We start from the raw sequence: 17677 nt of genomic DNA on the forward strand, positions 1-17677 counted from the left end.
AACGGTAATGCACGGCGCCGCCGATTCCTACTCCGAGAGCTCAACCGCCAACCGGCGCAGTACGGCTTCCCGGGTCTCCCCGGTGGCATTTCGGACCATGCCGAGGAGCTGTTCGCTGACCGTCCAGTGCGCCCGTGACTGCCGGTTGTACAGCTCCCCCACCGCGGCGGTGAACTCGCCGAGCGCCTGCCGGTCCCGCGCGGACACCGCGGTTTCCAGCTGGACGCTGAAGTTGCGCCGGCCGATCGCGTTCACGACGGGCCGGTCGGCCCGGCCGGCCAGCTGCTCGCCCATCACGGTCAGCACGGCCAGCCACTCGTCGAGCAGCTCGCGCTCGGTGGGAAGGGTGATCGACATCCGCCCTACCCTAGGCCGTTGGCGGTGAGCCACTCCTTCGCCACGGTGCGGGTGTGCGGCTTGTCCGCGGCGTTCACCGCGCGGTTCAGCTCGATCAGCAGCTCGGTGGTCAGCTTGGCCGAGACCTGGTTCAGGATCTCCCGCGCCCGCGGGGTCGCCTTCTCCGAGTTGATCAGCGGGACCACGTTCTGCGCGGCGAAGTTGTTCTTCGGGTCGTCCAGCGCGATGAACTCGTTCTCCTCGATCGCCGGGTTGGTGGTGAAGATGTCCGCCGCCTGCACGGTGTCGTCGGCCAGCGCCTTCACGGTGACCGGGCCGGTGTCCAGCGCGCGGAACTCCCTGAACTTGCAGCCGTAGGTGCGCTCGATGCCGGGCATCCCGTCCGCCCGCTGCTGGAACTCCGACGGCCCGCCGAACACCAGATCGCCGCACATCGGGGCCAGGTCGGCGATGGACCGGACGTTGTTGCGCTGGGCGAACGCCTTGGTCACCACCACCGCGTCCTTGTCCTCGGCCGGCGACCGGTCCAGCACGGTCAGCGGGGCGGGCACGGTGCGCTTCAATGCCTCGTACACCGCGTCCGGCGTGGTCTCCTCGGCCTTCTTGTTCAGGAACTGCAGCAGCGTGCCGGTGTAGTCCGGGATCAGGTCGATCGAGCCGTCCCGCAGCGCCGGCACGTAGGCCTCCCGGGTGCCCAGGCTGGCCCGTTCCACCTTGATGCCCTTGGCCCGCAGTGCGCCGGCGTAGATCTCCGCGATCAGCTTGCTCTCGGTGAAGTCCGCCGAGCCGACCCAGAGCGTGTCGCTGTCCCGGCCGCAGCCGACCAGGGCCAGCCCGGCCACGCCCAGGGCCGCTATCAGCGCGGTGATCCGCCGGTTCACGAGGCCACCCCCGCCGGCTGGGTGGTTTTCTGTTTCTCCGCCTGCTTGTACGTGCGCCGGCCGGACGGGCGCAGCCCCGGGGAGACCACGACCCGCTGCACCCCGGCCAGCACCCCCTCCACCACCAGCGCGAGCACCGCGATGAGCACCGCGCCGGCCCCCATCTGCGCATAGTCGCCGTTGCGCTGGCCGTCGATGAGCAGCCGGCCGAGCCCGCCGAAGCTGACGTACGCGGCGATCGCGGTGGTGGCCACCACCTGCAGGGACGCCGAGCGCAGGCCGCCGATGAGCAACGGCAGCGCGTTCGGGAACTCCACCTTCAGCAGCACCGCGCGCTCCCGCATGCCCATGCCGCGCGCGGCGTCCACCACCGCCCGGTCCACGTTGCGGATGCCCGCGTAGGTGCCGGCCAGCAGCGGCGGCACGGCGAGCACGGTCAGCGCCACCACCACCGGCAGCAGCTGCACCCCGACCAGCAGCACCAGCAGCACCAGCAGGCCGAAGTCGGGCAGCGCGCGCAGCCCGTTGGCCAGCCCGACCAGCAGGAACGAGCCCCGGCCGGTGTGCCCGACCAGCGCTCCGACCGGGACGGCGACGAGCGCGCCGACGACCACCGCCAGCGCGCTGTACCAGAGGTGCTCCAGCACCCGGGCCAGCACGCCGGTGGACCCGCCCCAGTTCGCCGGGTCGAACAGCCAGGCGAAGATCTCCGGGATGCTCATGCCGTCCTCGCCTTCGGCCGGTGCTGTGCCGTCTCCCAGGGGGTGACCAGCTTGCCCAGGCTCAGCAGCACCGCGTCCGCCGCCAGTGCGAGCACCAAGGACAGGGCGATGCCGGTGACGATCTCGGTCGGGTTGTCCGCCTGGTAGCCGTCGGTGAACAGCTGGCCGAGCCCGCCGAAGCCGACCAGTGCGCCGATGCTGACCAGGCTGATGTTGGAAACCGTGGCCACCCGCAGCCCGGCCACCAGCACCGGCACGGACAGCGGGAACTCCACGGTGAGGAACCGGCGCAGCGGCCGGAAACCCATCGCGGTGGCCGCCGCGATCACCGTGTCCGGCACGGCGGCCAGCGCGTCGGCGACCGAGCGGACCAGCAGCGCCACCGTGTAGATGGCCAGCGCGACCACCACGTTCACCGGGTCCAGGATCTTGGTGCCCAGGATGCCCGGCAGCACGATGAACAGCACCAGCGAGGGCACCGTGTAGAGCACCCCGGCGCTGGGGATGAGCACGGCGCGGGCCGCCGTGGACCGGTTCGCCAGCCAGCCCAGCGGGATCGAGATGACCAACCCGATCACCACCGGGATCAGGGACAGCCAGAGGTGCTCGGCCAGCGCGTCCACGATCACGTCGAGGTTGCGCGGCACCCAGCCCCAGATCACGCGGCGTCACCCTCCTCGTCGTCGGCGCGTGCGGCGGCCAGCCGGTCCAGGACGTCGTCGGCGGCGATCGAACCGACCACCGCGCCGGCGCCGTCCACCGCCACGCCCAGCCCGGACGGCGAGGACAGCGCCGAGTCCAGCGCCCCGCGCAGCGTGTCCGACTCGGTGTCGTACAGCGAGCCGCCGGGCACGATGTCCTCCTCGGCGACCGGCTTCTCACCGTGCTTGGCCGCGTCCACCCAGCCCAGCGGCCGGCGCTCGTCGTCGACCACCAGCGCCCAGCCCTCCTCGGGCGTCGCCGCGCCTACGGCCACGGTGCGCAGCTCGCCGATCGGCAGACCGTCCCCGGAGCGGAAGCCCAGACCCCGGTAGCCGCGGTCCTTGCCGACGAAGCCGTCCACGAAGTCGTCCGCCGGACGGGCCAGCAGCGCGCCGGGCGAGTCGTACTGGGCCAGCGTGCCGCCGACCCGGAACACCGCGACCTTGTCCGCTAGCTTGATCGCCTCGTCGATGTCGTGGCTGACGAACACGATCGTCTTGCCCAGCTCGTTCTGCAGCCGCAGCAGCTCGTCCTGCAGGCTCTCCCGGACCACCGGGTCGACCGCGCTGAACGGCTCGTCCATCAGCAGCACCGGCGGGTCGGCGGCCAGCGCGCGGGCCACGCCGACGCGTTGCTGCTGACCGCCCGACAGTTGGCCGGGGTAGCGCTTGGCCATCTCGGGCACCAGCCCGACCAGCTCCATCAGCTCCAGCGCGCGGGTGCGGGCCTTGTGCTTGTCCCAGCCGAGCAGCAGCGGCACGGTGGCCACGTTGTCCACGATGGTGCGGTGCGGGAACAGGCCCGCCTGCTGGATCACGTACCCGATGCCCAGCCGCAGCAACGCCGGGTCACCGGCCATCACGTCCTCGCCGTTCACCAGGATGGCTCCCTCGGACGGCTCCACCATGCGGTTGATCATGCGCAGCGAGGTGGTCTTGCCGCACCCGGACGGCCCGACGAACACCGTGATGCCGCCGGACTCGACGGTCATGCTCAACCGGTCGACCGCCACCGTGCCGTCCGGAAATCGCTTGGTCACTTCCCGGAACTCGATCACCCGGGCGCCCCCATCCATCTCCGCCGGCCCCTTGCCGGCCGCCGCGATCGGCACAGGCTAACCCGATCAGGGCAGGCGAACCAGGACCCATCCCGTGGATCGGGACCCAAACCACACTGGTTCGGTCAGATTTCCGGCCGGGTCCCCCCACAAGATCGACACGTCCGGGTATCCCGCGGCCGCCGTGCCTAGAACGGTGGTGGCTCGGGTTCTGGGTCGGTGATGCGTTCTCCTCGGGTGTGGTAGCGGCGCCCGAGTCGGCTGATCCAGATGAACCTCCCTGGTTGGGGTTGGGTGACGATCCAGCCTCCTTCGTGCTTGAGCCGATGGTCGTGTTTGCACCCTGGTCCGAGGTTGGTGTGGGTGGTGGGGCCGCCGTGTTGGTGGTCGACGGTGTGGTCCTGCTCGGATTGGGTGGCGGGGCGTCGGCAGCCGGGCGCGGTGCAGGTGCGATCCCGGATCTGCACATACCGGCGCAGCCCACACCCGGGCAACCGTCGCCCCGGTTGGGCATTCGGGTCGGCGCTCGGCGTGGCGCGGGCGTGTTGGTACTGGGTGGCGATGTCGCCGATCACCCCGGCCCAGGCGGGTGGTGGGTCTGTGGCCAGTCGGGCCAGGACGGTGGCCGGGATGGCCAGCTCGACGATCCCGCCTTCGGCTTCGTACGGGGGTGGTTTGGTGATGGGTCTTCGGCGGGTGAGGCCTTCGGCGAGCAGGTAGCCCTCGTGGTCGGTGACCGCCCACCGCCACTGGCCGTGGTGCTGTCGAGCCACTGCCCGACGCGCGGTCTGGGCGGGGATGGGTCCCCAGCCGGGTAGTTCACCGGGTAGCTGGTTGATGCCGGCGAGGCTGTCGAGCCGGGCACGGACCTCGATACCGGTCACCGACCCGAGGGGTTCGTGCTCACTGACCGCCGGTCGAGGCGCGGCGGCCGGCTGGTGGTCGTGCGGGCCGGTGTCGTTCGGCTCGGGGCACGCGGGGTCTTCGGCCGCCACGGCGCCGCCCGTGGAGACTTCAACGGGTGGTGTTTGGGTCTGTCTGACTTCGGCGAGGAGGGCGGTGATCATTTCTATGCGGGTGAGGTGGTGGAATCGGCCATCCAGCAGGCGCAGGTAGATGTCCGCGCGCAACTGATCCACCCGACCCGGGTGTCCCGCCCGTTTCGCCGCCCGGGCCAACCCCGCGATCCGCTCGGTCGCCGCGGCCGCCTCGTCCGGGGGTAGACCCGAGGCGCTGATCACCGCCGTCCCGTCGGGGTTGAGATAGCCCACCACCGCGCGCTCGGCCAACGCCCGCTCGTAGGCATCCTGGGCGTGGTCCGGATCCACCGTGATGATCAGTTTCAGGATGCGGGCGCGGAGCTGCCCGGTGGTCAACCCGGGCGCCGCCGCCAGGACCGCGTTCAGCACCTTGGCGACCAGCTCGGCCGGGAGGCCGGCGAGGTGCTGGACGAACACCCGTGCCCGGTCCCGGTCGACCCGACCGGCCAGCATCTCCTGATGCACCGCCGGCAGTCCCCGGCACAGGATGTAGGCGAACTCGGACTCGTTCCACCCCTGACGGCGGGTCATCACCAACGCCGCCCGCACCTCGTCGGGCGCATAGCGATCCGGCTCCGCCAGACAAGCCACCGAACCAGGGCCGGCGGAAGGGTCACGTTCCAGAGTCGAGGCCACTGCCCCGAGATACACCCCATCGGCATGCGCCCGCTGCCGGGCCGACGCCTGCAACACATCGATGATCGAACCGTTCGGCACCGCCGTCACGTCGATCGACGCCAACAGCGCGGCCAGCTCCGGACCAACGGGCATCCCCGCCAGCCGCTCACCGAAGCGGTTGTCCATGCATTCGATTATATGTTCGAGCACCGACAGTTTCCGGGAACCACCGGGAAATTCTGCCGGTCAGTCCTTGGAGGTGGGCAAGTCCGTCGACTCGTCATCGCTGAGTTCGGCGATGCTGCTGGCCAGCCACTCCTCGAGCTCGGTGAACCGGTCGAGCTTCGGCTCCGGTACCCCGTCGGCGCCCTTGCCCGGCTGCTCCGGGCCGGCCGCGGCCGGGGTGTCCAGGGGGTTGGCGTGGCGGGGCTTGGTGACGTCCTCCGGTTGCGCCCGGCGCGGCCGGTCGCCCTCGGTCTCCGGGCGCCGCCGCTTCCCCTGGTGGCCGAGTTCGGGCCGTTCCGCGGCGGCCCGGCGTCCCTCGCCCCGGTCAGACCCGCCACGGCCCGGCTCGACGCGGCTGGGACCGACTCGGCCCGGTTCGGCCCGGACGGCCTCGGTCCGCGCCGCTCCGGTCTCCGTCCGGGCGGGCGCGACGCGGGTGGCCTCGTCCGGTTCCGGGCGCCGGCGCTTGCCGCCACCGCCCGCGCGGCGCTCCGGCGCCACCTGGCCTGCCTCGGCCCGGTCGATCGCGGTCCGGAGGGCCACCACCCGCGCCGGCTCGGCCCGGGCGGTCTCGGTCCGCGCAATACCGGTCCCGGCCGCCTGGGCCCGGGCCGGCTCGGCACCGCCGGACCCGGCCCGGCCGCTCTCGTTACGGGCGTTCTCCGCGCGGGCCGCCACCGCCGGGGCGGCCTGCGCCCCGGCCCGGCCCTTCTCGGCCCGGACCGCCGTCGTCGGGGCGGCATCCACCCGGGAGGCAGCACTCTCCGCGCGCGCCTTCTCGGCGCGAACCGCCATGGTCGGAGCGGCATCCACGCGACCGCTCTCCGCCCGACCCACTTCGGCGCGAACCGCCGTCGTCGGAGCGGCATCCACCCGACCGCTCTCCGCCCGACCCGCTTCGCCGCGAACCGCCTTCGCCGGGGCGGCATCGGCCCGGGTGTTCCCCGCGCGACCCACTTCGGCGCGAACCGTCGTCGTCGGGGCGGCATCCACCCGAGCGGCGGCACTCTCCGCGCGACCCGGCGTCGCCGGAGCGGCGTCCCCGCGAACCGCCGTCGTCGGGGCGGCGTCCGCCCGCGAGGGCTCGGCCCCCTTGGCCTCGTCCTTCGCACTCCCGCCCTTGGCTTCCCCCGCCTTACGGGCCGCTTCGGCGCGGCGCATCTTGGCGCGGGCGGCGTCGGTGCGCAGCGCCTGGGTGGCCAGGCCGTCGGGCGGCGAGGCGGGCTCACCGGACGGGACGGTCATCGGCGGGGCGGACAGCATCTCCCGGAACGCGGTCGGCTCCTGCGCCTTGGCGAACAGCCAGCCCTGGTAGGCGTCCACGCCCAGGCCGCGCAGCGCGTGGAACTGCTCGGCCGTCTCCACACCCTCGGCCACGCAGTAGCGGCCCATGGCGGCGGCCATCTGCACCACCGCGCGGGCCACCGCGAAGTCGGCCGGGTCGGAGCTGATGTTGCGCACGAAGGTGCGGTCCACCTTGACGATCTGCGCCGGCAGCTCCTTGATCCGGGACAGCGACGAGTAGCCCGTGCCGAAGTCGTCCACGGCGAACCGCACGCCCAGCCCGGAGAGCTCGCTCATCGCGGCCAGGGTGCGCTGCGGCAGCGCGACCAGGCTGGTCTCCACCAGCTCCAGGATCAGCCGGTCACCGGCCAGGCCGCTCTCCGCGAGCGCGGCGCGGACCGCCGGCAGGAAGTCGGCGTCGCCGGGCAGCAGGCCGGCCAGGTTCAGCGCCACGCTCACCGGGCGCCGGTTGTGCGCGGGCCAGGCGGCGGCCTCCCGGGTGGCGGTGCGCAGCACCCACTGGTCCAGCTCGTGCATCAGCCCGCCGCGCTCGGCCACCGGGATGAACTCGCCGGGGTAGAGCATGCCGCGCTCCGGGTGCACCCAGCGGACCAGCGCCTCGGCCGAGCGGATCGCGCCGTCGGCCCCGACCACCGGCTGGTAGTGCAGCTCCAGCTGGTCGCACGCGATCGCCTCGCGCAGCTCGTCCTCCAGGCGCAGCTGGTGGTGCGCGCTGGTCGCGGTGTCCTCGGTGACGAAGCCGAGCTGGTTGGCGCCGCGCCGCTTGGCGTCGTACATCGCCGCGTCGGCCAGGCGCAGCAGATCCTCCGCGCTGCCCACGCCGCCCCGGCCGTCGCCGTCCTGCGGGGTGGCCACGCCGATGGCGGCGGACACCCGCATGGACTGGCCGTCCACCTCGACCGGGCCGCGCAGCAGCGCCGCCACGGTCTCGCCCAGCCGGTTCACCCCGCCGACCGCCGAGACGTCGTCGCAGACCACCACGAACTCGTCACCGGACATCCGGGCCGGCGAGCAGCCGACCGGCAGCTCGCGCTGCAGCCGGGTGGCCAGGGTGACCAGCACCTGGTCGCCGGCGGCGTGCCCGAGGGCGGTGTTCACCCGCTTGAAGTCGTCGAGGTCGCAGCAGAGAACGGCCAGCTTGTGCCGGTCCGGGCCGGCCAGCAGCCGGCCGACCGTCGCGGTCACGCTGGACCGGTTGGGCAGCCGGGTCAGGTCGTCATGGGTGCCGGACCGGCGCAGCACGTCGGCCGCGCGGCGCTGGGCGGAGATGTCGGTGAACACGACCAGCCAGAACGGCCGGCCGTCGTCGCCGATGGAAACGGTGACCGACAGCTCGCACCAGACCGAGGTGCCGTCCGCGCGGCGCACCGCGTACTGCGGCACCCGGTAGCCGTAGCGGGCGCCGGGCGGGACCTGGCGCAGGAAGGCCAGCTCGCCGGTGCCGGTCGGGTCCAGGGACAGCTCGCGCGCGGACACCCCGCGCAGCCGCTCCCCGGAGACGCCGAGCAGCGTGCACAGCGAGCCGTTCGCGTCCACCAGGTGGCCGGTGCGGTTGAACACCGCGACGCCGACCGGGGCGATGGAGACCAGGTCCAGGTAGCGCTGGGTGGCCCGGCCGATGCGCTGCTCGGCCTGCCGCCGCTCGCTGACGTCCTGCACGGTGCCGACCAGCCGGATCGGCGTGCCCTCGGCGTTGCGCTCCACGCTGGCCCGGCAGGACAGGGTCTGCCCGCCGTTGGGCGCGGTGCGGTGCTCGATGTGGTGCTCGTCGGGGTTCTCCGGCTGCTGCTCACGCTGCGCCGCGTCCCGCAGCGTGGCGCAGAGCAGCGCCACCTGCTCCAGCTCGATGGAGCCGCCGGGGCGGCCGTCCGGGACGATGTTCAGCTCGCGGTACAGCTCGATCAGCGCGGGGGTGCGGTGCAGCGCGCCGGTGCGCAGGTCGTAGCTCCAGCTGCCCACCCGGGCCAGCCGCTGCAGCTCGGCGATCTGCCGGGAGGTGTCGTCCCGGTTGGTGACCGACTGCGGCACGTCGGTGAGGTCGATCAGCATGACCGCGCGGATGCCGGCCAGCGGACCGGTGCCCGGAGCGCCGGGTCCCAGGTCGGGCAGCGCCCAGCGCACCACGCGCACCCGGGCCAGCGCGCCGTCCGGGCGGACCAGGCGGGCGTCGGTGTCCGGCCCGGCCAGCAGCTTGCCCAGGGGCTGGCCGATGAGGCCGTCGTCGGCGGTCGGCTGGCGCGGGTCCCGGCCGGCCATGCGCAGGAGCGCGGCGTTCACCCGCAGCACCCGGTCGGCGCCGTCGCAGAGCAGGGTGGGGGCGGTGGGCAGGGCCAGCGACTCGAGCAGTCCGGCCGGCTTGACCGGTTTGGCCGGGCCGGCCTTCGCGGCCGGCTTGGCGGGGCGCGCCGGGGAGTCGGTCACCGGGGCGATGAAGCCGGTCAGTTCCTCGTCCGAGTCGGGCGGCACCTCCGCCACCGGGTTGGGGCGGGAGTCGGTGAGCTGACTCGGCATGGCGAACTTCCCGGCCCCCACACGCGCACCCGTCACGGTTCCCACTGCCCCCCGTCCGAAGGCCCTGCCTCGATCGTCCAACTCGGTCCCGCGCCGGGGATCGAGCCTCTGTTCGAGGTCAGCCACTCGGTTACCCCTCACGATTGATACCCACACCTGAGCACGGCGTGTTGTTGTCACCACGGTCAACGAGCAATTGTTGCTGACGATCCGGGTCATTCACTCATGTAGGGGAAAGCCGATCAGCCGGAAGCACGGGTTCACCGTAACGGTGTGTTACTTGCTGTGAGGGCGTTCAGATTTGCCCTGGTGAGCCTGGTCCAGGAGGCTACCCTCCGTAATCATGCCGGTCGAGGCCGGGTAACGACACGGCAAGTGCGACACGCCGAAAGGACCGAGAAAGGCCCTTCACCAGGCGCACCGTTGCCCGGTCGAGTTTCCGCGGCATCACCGGCGTCACGTCCATTTCGCCCCGACAGTCCCACTCGCACCACTGGACGAGTAATTCCCCATCTTCTCCCCCGGAAGGCGCACGTGATGTTGACGGTCCGTCACCCGCGAGCGGATGACAGCGCGCGGTACTCGGGGGAAGATCGGCAGATGCGGCGATCGTTTTCCCGGACCGTCACCGCGCTGGCCGCCGGTGCGCTACTGATCGTGATCACCGGCTGCTCGGCGGGTTCCACCTCGCGCGCCCCGGCGGGCCGCGACACGATGACCATCGGGCTGTTCGCGGAACCGGCCAACCTGGACTTCACCCGCACCGACGGCGCCGCTATCCCGGAGGCGCTGCTGGACAACGTGTACCAGGGCCTGGTCCGGCTGGACCAGGCCACCGGGCAGGTCGTCCCCGCGCTGGCCGAGTCCTGGACCACCAGCCCGGACGGCCGCACCTACGAGTTCGCGCTGCGCCGAGGCGTCACCTTCAGCGACAAAGCGCCGTTCACCGCCGAGGACGTGAAGTTCAGCATCGACCGGGTCCGCTCGCCGGCCTGGACGATCTCCCTGAAGGACGGCATGAGCGCCGTCGAGGCGGTGGACGTGCTGGCGCCGGACCGGGTGCGGGTCACGCTCAACCAGCCGAGCAACAGCTGGCTGTTCCGGATGACCACCCGGATCGGCGCCATGTTCTCCCGGACCGGGGTGGCCGACCTGGCCAACCGCCCGGTGGGCACCGGCCCGTACCGGGTGGCCGAGTTCCGCCGGGGCGACGCGCTCACCCTGACCGCCCGCGACGACTACTGGGGTCCAAAACCGGCGATCAGGACCGTCACGCTGAGGTACTTCAAGGACGCGACCGCCGCGACCAACGCCCTGCTCACCGGCGGGCTGGACGTGATCGGCACGGTGCAGGCGCCGGAGTCGCTGGCCCAGTTCCAGCGGGACGACCGGTTCCAGATCATCGAGGGCACCACCAACGGCGAGGTGACCCTGGCGATGAACAACGCCCCGGGCCACCCGACCAGCGACGTACGCGTCCGGAAAGCCATCGCCATGGCCATCGACCACAAGGCGGTGCTGGACACCGCATGGGCCGGCCGGGGCGCACTGATCGACACCATGGTGCCGCCCACCGACCCCTGGTTCGAGCGGCTGCCCGACGTCACCCCGTTCGACCCGGCGGCGGCGCGCGCACTTCTCGCCCAGGCCGGCCAGCCCAACCCCGCGCTGCGCCTGCGCATCGCCAACCTGCCCTACGCGGTGGCGGCCGCGCAGGTGGTGCAGTCGCAGCTGCGCGCGGTGGGGGTGGACGCCCGGATCGAGCCGCTGGAGTTCCCCGCGCGCTGGCTGGAAGAGGTGTTCCGGAACGCCGACTACGACCTGTCGATCGTGGCCCACGTGGAGCCCCGGGACATCCGCACCTTCGGCAACCCGAACTACTACTGGCGCTACGACAACCCGGAGGTGCGCAAACTGCTCGCCGAGTCGGAGACCGGCCCGGCCGACCAGCAGTCGGCCGGGCTGCGCCGGGTGGGCCGGCTGATCGCCGAGGACGCGGCGGCCGACTGGCTGTTCCTGCTGCCCAACCTGATCGTCGCGCGCAAGGACGTGGCCGGGCTGCCCCACAACCGGATCGGCGAGTCCCTGGACCTGACCGCCTTATCCCGGACTCCTTAGGCGAGCCGTGGTCCTCAAGCTGCTCGGTCTGACGGCGCTGTTCGCGGCCAGCCTGCTGGTCGCGACCCTCGCCGTGTTCGGGTTCATGACCGTGCTGCCCGGGGACCCGGCCCGGGTGGCGCTGGGGGTGAACGCGACCGACCAGGCGGTGGCGGCGCTGCACGCCGAGTTCGGCCTGGACCGGCCGCTGGACGTGCGCTACCTGGACTGGGCGACCGGGCTGCTGACCGGGGACTTCGGCCGCTCCTACATCACGCACACCGACATCGGCCCGCAGATCCTGGACCGGTTCCTGGTCACCGGCTGGCTGGTGACGGCCGGGATGCTGGTCGCGGTGTGCGCGGCGGTGCCGCTGGGCATCGCCGCGGCGCTCTGGCATCGACGACCCGGCGGCACCCTGATCTCCGGGCTGAGCCAGCTGGGCGTGGCGGTGCCCAGCTTCCTGGCCGGCATCGGGCTGGTCACCGTGTTCGCCGTGTGGCTGGGCTGGTTCCCCTCGGGTGGCTGGACCCCGCCGGCCGAGGACCCGGTCGCCTTCCTCCGCCAGTTGGTGCTGCCGGCGCTCTCGCTGGGCCTGGTGCAGGCGGCGGTGCTGACCCGGTACGTGCGCACCGCCGTGCTGGACGTGATGCGGGAGGACTACCTGCGGACCGCCCGGGCCAAGGGCCTCACCCCGGTGCGCGCGCTGGTCCGGCACGGGCTGCGCAACGCGGCCATCCCGGTGGTCACCGTGCTCGGCCTGCAGCTGGCCACGCTGCTCATCGGCGCGGTGGTGATCGAGCGGGTGTTCGTCATCCCGGGCCTGGGCAGCCTGCTGCTGGACGGCGTGGCCAACCGGGACCTGCTGCTGGTGCAGGGCGTGGTGATCGTGCTGGTGCTGGCGGTGCTGGTGGTGAACTTCCTGGTGGACGTGGCGTACACGCTGCTGGATCCCCGGCTGCGGGCGCCATGACGAACTTGCGGGTGGGGGCGGTGCTGGTGGGGCTGGTGGTGGCGGCCGCCGTGTTGTCGTTCCTGTGGACCCCCTACGACCCGCTGCTGGTCGATCCCACCGCCCGGCTCACCGGGCCGGGCGCGGCGCACTGGCTGGGCACCGACGTGTTCGGCCGGGACGTGGCCAGCCAGCTGCTGGTCGGCGCGCGCACCACGCTGTTCGTCGGGGTGGTCGCGGTGGGCATCGCCGCGGTGCTCGGCACCCCGCTGGGCATCCTGGCCGGCATGCTGCCGGGCTGGTTGGGCGGCATCCTGATGCGCGTGAACGACCTGCTGCTGGCGTTCCCGGCGCTGCTGCTGGCGGTGATGTTCGGCGCGGTCTACGGGGCGAGCACGCTCACCGCGATGATCGCCATCGGGATCGCCACGGTGCCCTCGTTCGCCCGGATCGCCCGGGCCGGCACGCTGCGGGTGATGAGCACCGAGTACGTGCTCGCCGCCCGGGCCGCCAACCGGCACCCGCCGGCCATCGCCGGCCGGCACGTGCTGCCCAACATCGGCGGCCTGTTGTTGGTGCAGGCCTCGGTGTCGTTCGCCATCGCGGTGCTGGCCGAGGCGGCGCTTTCGTTCCTCGGCTTCGGCACCCGCCCGCCCACGCCGACCTGGGGGCGGATGCTGCAGGAGTCGCAGCAGGTGCTGTACGCCCATCCGGCGCTGGCCCTGTGGCCCGGCCTGGCCATCGGCATCGCGGTGCTCGGCTTCAACCTGCTGGGCGACGGGCTGCGCGACCGGCTGGACCCCCGGTTGGCGGATGCGCGATGAGTCTCCTGGAAGTGCGCGGGCTGTCGGTGGGTACCGACACCACCCCCCTGGTGAAGGACGTGTCGTTCGAGCTGGCCGAGGGCGAGCGGGTGGGGCTGATCGGCGAGTCCGGGTCGGGCAAGTCGCTCACCGCCGCCGCGCTGCTCGGGCTGCTCCCCGACGGGGTGCGAGCCACCGGGTCGGTGCGGCTGGCCGGGGTGGACCACGACCTGGTCGGCGCGTCGGAACGGGCCATGGCCGCCGTGCGGGGCAAGACGGCGACGATGGTCTTCCAGGAGCCGATGACCGCGCTGAACCCGGTGATGCGGGTGGGCGAGCAGGTGGCCGAGGTGATGCTGCTGCACGGCACCCGGCCGGACCGGCGCGCGGCCCGGTCGGCCGCCGTCGAGCTGTTCACCAAGGTCCAGCTGCCCGAGCCGGAGCGGCTGGTCCGGGCCTACCCGCACCAGCTCTCCGGCGGCCAGCGGCAACGGGTGATGCTGGCCATCGCGCTGGCCAACCGGCCGTCGGTGCTGCTGGCCGACGAGCCCACCACCGCGCTGGACGTCACCGTGCAGGCCCAGATGCTGGAGCTTCTGCGCGCGGCCGATGCTGCGGTCCTGCTGGTGACCCACGACCTCGCGGTGGTGGCCGGGGTGTGCGCCCGGGTGCTGGTGATGTACGGCGGGCGGATCGTGGAGTCCGGGCCGTCCCGGGGAGTGCTCACCCGGCCCCGCCACCCCTACACGCGGGGGCTGCTGGAGACCTCCGACCTGACCGCGCGCACCCCGGAGGGCCGGCTGCGTACCATCCCCGGCACCGTGCCGCCGGCCGGCCGGTTCCCCGACGGCTGCGTGTTCCGCAACCGCTGCCCGAAGGCCAGCCCGCGGTGCGCGGTGCTGCCGGAGTGGCGGGAACGGCTGGACGGCGGCGGTTACGCCTGCTGGCACCCGGTGGGTTCGCATGGATGAGCCGCTGATCGCCGTGCGCGACCTGCACCGGGTCTACCGCCGCCCGCGCGCGTCGTTGTTCGAGCCGGCGCCCACCGTGGACGCGCTGCGCGGGGTTTCCCTGGAAATCGCCGCCGGGCAGCGGTTCGGGCTGGTCGGCGAGTCCGGTTCGGGGAAGTCCACGCTGATCCGGCTGCTGTCCGGGCTGGACCGGCCGACCTCGGGAACCATCGCCTTCGAGGGCCGCCCGGTCGGCCGCCGGGGGCTGCCGAGGGGACGCCTCGGCGTGGTCTTCCAGGACCCGATGGGGTCCCTGGACCCCCGGATGCGGGTGCACGACATCATCGCCGAGCCGCTGGTCGGCGCCCGGGCGCCGCGTGACCTGCGCCGGCTGCTGGTGACCGAACTGCTGGAGGACGTCGGCCTGGAACCCGAGGCCGGCGGGCGGTACCCGCACCAGTTCTCCGGCGGGCAACGGCAGCGCATCTCGCTGGCCCGCGCGCTGTCCACCCGGCCGTCGGTGCTGGTGGCCGACGAGCCGGTGAGCGCGCTGGACGTGTCGGTGCGGGCGCAGATCCTGAACCTGATCGACGACCTGGTGTCCGGCTACGGGCTCACCCTGGTGATGGTCTCGCACGACCTCTCGGTGATCCGGCACAGCTGCGACACCATCGGGGTGATGCGGCGCGGCGAGCTGGTGGAGGTCGGCCCGGCCGCCCGGGTGGCCGGCGAACCGGCCCACCCGTACACCCGCGAGCTGGTCGCCGCCGTGCCCGATCTGCGGAAGGCTTTGGGAGGAACGTGAGTTTCAAGATCGACGATGACGCCGTCATCGAGCTGACCCAGGAGCTGGTCCGGCTGCGCACCGTGCAGGAGACCGGCGAGGCGCCGGCCGCCGAACTGGTCGCGGCGACCATGCGCGGCTTCGGCTGGCAACCGGAGGTCACCGAGGTGGCCCCCGGCCGCCCGAACGTGGTCGCCGTGCTGGACGGCGGCGGCGGGCCCGGCCGGACGCTGGCCTTCGAGGGGCACACCGACGTGGTCACCGAGGGCGACCGGGACCGGTGGACGGTCGACCCGTACGGCGGGGAGATCCGGGACGGCCGGCTCTATGGCCGGGGCTCGGCGGACATGAAGTCCGGCGTGGCCGCGATGCTGCACGCCGCGCGGGCGATGCAGCTGTCCGGGCCGTTCCCCGGCCGGATCGTGGTCTGCGCGCTGGTCGACGAGGAAGGCATGATGCTCGGCGCCAAGCACTTCGCGGCCACCCCGCTGGCCGCCGAGATCGACGGCGCGATCATCTGCGAGCCGGAGGAGGGCGAGATCTGCACCACCGCGAAGGGCGCGGTGCGGATCCAGGTCGATCTGCTCGGTGCGATGGCCCACGGCGCGATGCCCCGGCACGGCCGCAACCCGGTGTCCTCGGCCGGCCGGCTGCTGGTCGCGCTGACCTCACTGGAGCGGAAGCTGCAGGCCTCGCATCCCGCGCATCCACACCTCGGCGAGGTCTACCTCACCCCCACGGTCGCCCAAGCCGGCTCCACCGACCAGATCAACGTCATCCCCGCGCGGGCCCGCGTGTGCGTCGACGCGCGCACCATCCCCGGTCTGGCGCACGCCGACCTGGTCGCCTCGGTACGAGCCCTGGCCGAGGAAGCCGGCGCACCGGACGGAGTGACCACCGAGGTCACCGTGATCGACGACCGCCCCTGCGTGCAGATCGAACACGACCACCCCCTGGTGGTCGCGCTGGCCGGCGCGCACGAACGGGTCACCGGCGAACCGCCCCGCTACGGCGGCGTCCCCGGCGCCACCGACGGCACGATCCTCACCCGGGACGCCGGCATGCCCACTGTGGTCTACGGCCCCGGCGGAAAGTGGATCGCCCACCAGGCCGACGAGTACGTCGAACTAACCGACCTGATCCGCTGCACCCACATCTACGCCCAAGCCGCCCACCACTTCCTCCACGCCCCAGCACCTTCCGCACCCTGATTCAGTGCCTCCAGCACCCTGATTCAGTGCCTTCAGCACCCTGATTCAGTGCCTTCCGGCGCGTGATTCAGTGCCTTCCGCACCTTGGTTCAGTCACTTCTGGCGGGTGATTCGGTCGTTTCCGGCGGGTGATTCAGTCACTTCTGGCGCGGAGCAACTGCTGAAGTGACTGAACCAAGCGCCAGAAGTGACTGAATCACCCTGCTGAAGGCACTGAATCAGGGTGCGGAAGGCACTGAATCAGGTGGAGGAGGGGGGTCAGTCGGTGGCGGCGCGGGCGACGGCGGCGGCGACCGCGGTGGCGACGCGGGGGTCGAAGGGGCTGGGGACGATGCGGTCGGCGGCCAGGTCGTCCTTCGCCACCTCGAAGATGGCGTCGGCGGCGGCCAGCTTCATCTTCTCGGTGATCCGCTTGGCGCCGGCGTCCAGTGCGCCCCGGAAGACGCCGGGGAAGGCCAGCACGTTGTTGATCTGGTTGGGGAAGTCGCTGCGCCCGGTGGCCACGATCGGCGCGTAGCGGGCGGCGATCTCCGGGTGCACCTCGGGGTCCGGGTTGGACAGCGCGAACACCATCGGCTCCGGCGCCATGGTGGCCAGCAGTTCCTCCGGCAGCGTGGCGCAGGACAGCCCGATGAACACGTCCGCGCCGGGCAGCGCGTCGGCCACGCCGCCGGTGATCCGGCGTGGGTTGGTGCGCTCGGCCAACTCGGCCTTCACCGAGTTCATGCCGGCCCGCCCGGGGGCCAGGATGCCCCGCGAGTCGATCACGATGATGTCCCGGACACCGGCCGCCTGCAGGATGTTCGCGCAGGCCACGCCGGACGCGCCGGCACCGGTGATGACCACCCGCTGCTCCGGCAACGAACGCCGCATGACCTCGGAGGCGCCGCGCAGCGCGGCCAGCACCACGATGGCGGTGCCGTGCTGGTCGTCGTGGAAGACCGGGCAGTCCAGCTCCTCGACCAGCCGCCGCTCCAGCTCGAAGCAGCGCGGCGCGGAGATGTCCTCCAGGTTGATCGCGCCGAAGCTGGGCCGCAGGCGGACCAGCGTCTCCACGATCTCGTCCACATCGGTGGTGTCCAGCACCAGCGGGATGGAGTTCAGCCCGCCGAACGCCTTGAACAGCGCCGACTTGCCCTCCATGACCGGCAGCGCGGCGCGCGGGCCGATGTCGCCGAGGCCGAGCACGGCGGTCCCGTCGCTGACCACCGCGACCAGTCGCTGCGACCAGGTGTACCGCGCGGTGAGCGAGGCGTCCTCGGCGATCACCCGGCTGACCTCGGCCACCCCGGGGCTGTAGGCGATGGAGAGATCGCGCGCGCCGTCCAGCGGCACGGTGGCCGCGATGTCCAGCTTGCCGCCGTGGTGGGCGGTGAGGATCTCGTCCAGCTCCAGGTCCAGGCCAGGGGCCGGTTCGGTCTCGTTCGGCATGATCCGCTCAGGCACGATGGTCACAGTAATG

At 72.5% G+C, this 17677-nt stretch carries 14 protein-coding genes; 6 read left to right on the top strand and 8 right to left on the bottom strand.

All coding sequences use genetic code 11. The annotated features are described in order from the left end of the window. Positions 1 to 27: 27 nt before the first annotated feature. The 7 genes from ABEB12_RS17035 to ABEB12_RS17065 form a co-directional block, all read right to left on the bottom strand. On the bottom strand, positions 28 to 357 hold the full coding sequence (locus ABEB12_RS17035) for a hypothetical protein (RefSeq protein WP_185059443.1): 330 nt from the start codon (positions 355 to 357) through the stop codon (positions 28 to 30). Positions 358 to 362: 5 nt separating this feature from the next. After that, a complete protein-coding gene (locus ABEB12_RS17040) occupies positions 363 to 1238 on the bottom strand; it encodes a glycine betaine ABC transporter substrate-binding protein (RefSeq protein WP_185059442.1) in 876 nt (291 codons plus the stop codon). Next, positions 1235 to 1960 (bottom strand): ABC transporter permease subunit, encoded by a 726-nt coding sequence (locus ABEB12_RS17045; RefSeq protein ID WP_185059441.1) that lies wholly within the window; start codon positions 1958 to 1960, stop codon positions 1235 to 1237. Before ABEB12_RS17045 ends, ABEB12_RS17040 begins: the two co-directional genes overlap by 4 nt. Next, positions 1957 to 2622, bottom strand: a complete 666-nt coding sequence (locus tag ABEB12_RS17050) for an ABC transporter permease (protein WP_345702889.1) — start codon at positions 2620 to 2622, stop codon at positions 1957 to 1959. Before ABEB12_RS17050 ends, ABEB12_RS17045 begins: the two co-directional genes overlap by 4 nt. Further along, on the bottom strand, positions 2619 to 3737 hold the full coding sequence (locus tag ABEB12_RS17055) for an ABC transporter ATP-binding protein (protein WP_221497904.1): 1119 nt from the start codon (positions 3735 to 3737) through the stop codon (positions 2619 to 2621). Before ABEB12_RS17055 ends, ABEB12_RS17050 begins: the two co-directional genes overlap by 4 nt. Positions 3738 to 3907: 170 nt before the next feature. After that, complete coding sequence (locus tag ABEB12_RS17060; protein WP_185059440.1) at positions 3908 to 5563, bottom strand: DUF222 domain-containing protein; 1656 nt, start codon at positions 5561 to 5563, stop codon at positions 3908 to 3910. Between the two features lie 60 nt (positions 5564 to 5623). Next, positions 5624 to 9418, bottom strand: coding sequence for an EAL domain-containing protein (locus ABEB12_RS17065; protein ID WP_345702890.1), 3795 nt, complete (start codon positions 9416 to 9418; stop codon positions 5624 to 5626). Between the two features lie 600 nt (positions 9419 to 10018). On the opposite strand from ABEB12_RS17065, the gene ABEB12_RS17070 reads away from it, so the two are divergent. Genes ABEB12_RS17070 through ABEB12_RS17095 form a run of 6 tightly spaced genes read left to right on the top strand, consistent with a single transcriptional unit; the run spans position 10019 to position 16215 of the window. Next, a complete protein-coding gene (locus ABEB12_RS17070; RefSeq protein ID WP_185059439.1) occupies positions 10019 to 11536 on the top strand; it encodes an ABC transporter substrate-binding protein in 1518 nt (505 codons plus the stop codon). Positions 11537 to 11543: 7 nt separating this feature from the next. Beyond that, positions 11544 to 12488, top strand: coding sequence for an ABC transporter permease subunit (locus ABEB12_RS17075; protein WP_185059438.1), 945 nt, complete (start codon positions 11544 to 11546; stop codon positions 12486 to 12488). Further along, positions 12485 to 13291 carry an ABC transporter permease subunit gene (locus ABEB12_RS17080; RefSeq protein ID WP_185059437.1) on the top strand — a complete coding sequence of 269 codons (807 nt, stop codon included), beginning with the start codon at positions 12485 to 12487 and terminating at the stop codon, positions 13289 to 13291. Before ABEB12_RS17075 ends, ABEB12_RS17080 begins: the two co-directional genes overlap by 4 nt. Further along, positions 13288 to 14241: an oligopeptide/dipeptide ABC transporter ATP-binding protein gene (locus tag ABEB12_RS17085; RefSeq protein ID WP_185059436.1), complete on the top strand. Its 954-nt coding sequence runs from the start codon at positions 13288 to 13290 to the stop codon at positions 14239 to 14241. The genes ABEB12_RS17080 and ABEB12_RS17085 overlap by 4 nt, the downstream gene beginning before the upstream one ends. After that, positions 14234 to 15025: an ATP-binding cassette domain-containing protein gene (locus ABEB12_RS17090; RefSeq protein WP_185059435.1), complete on the top strand. Its 792-nt coding sequence runs from the start codon at positions 14234 to 14236 to the stop codon at positions 15023 to 15025. Before ABEB12_RS17085 ends, ABEB12_RS17090 begins: the two co-directional genes overlap by 8 nt. After that, on the top strand, positions 15022 to 16215 hold the full coding sequence (locus ABEB12_RS17095) for an ArgE/DapE family deacylase (protein ID WP_185059434.1): 1194 nt from the start codon (positions 15022 to 15024) through the stop codon (positions 16213 to 16215). Before ABEB12_RS17090 ends, ABEB12_RS17095 begins: the two co-directional genes overlap by 4 nt. Positions 16216 to 16473: 258 nt before the next feature. On the opposite strand, the gene ABEB12_RS17100 is transcribed toward ABEB12_RS17095, so the two are convergent. Beyond that, positions 16474 to 17646, bottom strand: coding sequence for a malic enzyme-like NAD(P)-binding protein (locus ABEB12_RS17100; RefSeq protein WP_185061161.1), 1173 nt, complete (start codon positions 17644 to 17646; stop codon positions 16474 to 16476). Positions 17647 to 17677 lie beyond the last annotated feature (31 nt).

The sequence above is a fragment of the Actinospineispora eucalypti genome, assembly GCF_039543365.1.
Taxonomy (GTDB): Bacteria; Actinomycetota; Actinomycetes; order Mycobacteriales; family Pseudonocardiaceae; genus Pseudonocardia; species Pseudonocardia eucalypti.